Annotated in this window: 2 protein-coding genes; both read left to right on the top strand. The window is 42.1% G+C overall.

Going from position 1 to position 2011, the window contains the following annotated elements; all coding sequences use genetic code 11:
- A partial coding sequence (locus OQ279_RS18845; protein WP_266071418.1) for a copper-translocating P-type ATPase occupies positions 1 to 1446 on the top strand: 1446 nt, incomplete at its 5' end.
- A 66-nt stretch (positions 1447 to 1512) separates the two neighbouring features.
- Positions 1513 to 2011 (top strand): hypothetical protein (locus tag OQ279_RS18840; protein WP_266071416.1); only part of this gene is annotated, 499 nt, incomplete at its 3' end.

The raw sequence follows: 2011 nt of genomic DNA, 5'->3' as shown, positions 1-2011 counted from the left end.
GTATATGTCAAACCGGGTGAGAAGGTGCCGGTAGATGGTGAGATTGTAGAAGGACGCTCTGCAATGGATGAATCGATGTTAACCGGGGAGAGTGTTCCTGTTAGTAAATCGATTGGAGATTTAGTCATTGGTGCAACACTTAATAAAAATGGGTTTTTAAAAGTAAAAGCAACGAAAGTAGGAAAGGATACAGCCTTAGACCAAATTATTAAAGTCGTAGAAGAAGCTCAAGGTTCAAAAGCGCCTATTCAACGGGTGGCGGACCAAATATCAGGGATATTCGTACCAATTGTTGTTGGAATTGCAGTTGTAACTTTTTTAATCTGGTATTTATGGGTAAGTCCTGGAGAGTTTGGCGAAGCACTTGAAAAACTTATTGCCGTCCTTGTTATTGCTTGTCCTTGTGCGCTTGGTCTCGCAACCCCAACATCTATCATGGCAGGGTCTGGACGTGCGGCAGAATATGGAGTTCTGTTTAAAGGCGGCGAACACCTTGAAGGAACACATAAAATTACCACTGTGATTTTAGATAAAACGGGTACAGTGACAAACGGTAAGCCCGTATTAACTGATATTCTAATTGAAGGAAATATGGATGAAGAAAAATTTCTTACACTAGTGGGTTCAGCGGAAAGACAATCTGAACATCCATTGGCGGAAGCAATAGTACAGGGCATTAAAGAAAGAAACATTTCTTTGCAAGATGTACAAGAATTTGAAGCGATTCCAGGGCACGGAATTAAAGCAAGTGTTAATAATCGTGAATTATTAATCGGCACAAGAAGGCTGCTGCAAAAATTTAATATTTCCATTGATACCATTACAGGAAAAATGGAAAATTTGGAGGATAACGGAAAGACAGCCATGCTTGTCGCAGTTGACGGAGAATTCATGGGAATTATAGCAGTAGCTGATACTGTAAAAGAAACGTCAAAAGCAGCGATTAAACGTTTGAAGGATGCTGGACTTGAAGTGATTATGATTACAGGTGACAACAAACGTACCGCACAATCGATTGCAAATGAAGTAGGAATTGACATGGCAATTGCGGAAGTGCTTCCTGAAGGGAAAGCAGATGAAGTGAAAAAACTGCAGGAGCAAGGAAAGAAAGTAGCGATGGTTGGAGATGGAATCAATGACGCACCAGCACTTGCGACAGCAGATGTGGGGATGGCGATTGGCACTGGTACGGATGTAGCTATGGAAGCAGCTGATATCACACTTATTCGCGGAGACCTAAATAGTATTGCGGACGCGATTCTCATGAGCCGCAAAACAATGCGCAATATTAAACAAAACCTATTTTGGGCATTTGCCTACAACACAATTGGAATTCCAATTGCCGCAATCGGCTTGCTTGCACCATGGGTGGCAGGAGCAGCTATGGCATTCAGCTCCGTATCTGTTGTCTTAAACGCATTGCGATTACAGAGAGTTAAATTATAAAAAACAAATGAAGAGTAAACTGCCTGATCGCAGTTTACTCTTTCATTCATATAGGGGTGTGAGAGAATGCAAGAAACACAGAAAAAAGTAAAACTGGCGATTAACGGCGGGATAACGTTTGGAGCCAAACTGAATGCGAAACAGCTTGTGACGATCACAGAATACATGAATGATGAAGATGAACTGGAGTTAACCACCTTTCAGCAGCTTTACATAGAGGTTCAAGAAAGTAAGGCTGAAGAAGTTGAGGCGAAGCTTCGAGAGGTTGGATTGTCCTGTTACCCGGTTGGAAACTATGTGAAAAGCTTAAGAACATGCAACTTTTGCAAAGGTTCAGAAGAAGAAGGCATGCCCGTAGCCATTGAGTTAAATAACCGCATTGCAGGAAAGCCAGTTCCGTTCACTCTTCGGCCAGCATACACAGGATGTCCGGTTGGATGCGGAGAGCCGCTTGTAAATGATATCGGCGTCATGAAAATTAAGGATACGTATCATTTATATCTTGGCGGAAAAGCAAAAGGAAAAGATGCTCATGCAGGAGCTTTATTCATGGAGAATCTAACAC

The organism is Salinimicrobium profundisediminis (assembly GCF_026241755.1).
GTDB lineage: Bacteria > Bacteroidota > Bacteroidia > Flavobacteriales > Flavobacteriaceae > Salinimicrobium > Salinimicrobium profundisediminis.
This window is presented reverse-complemented; position numbering and strand designations above follow the sequence as displayed.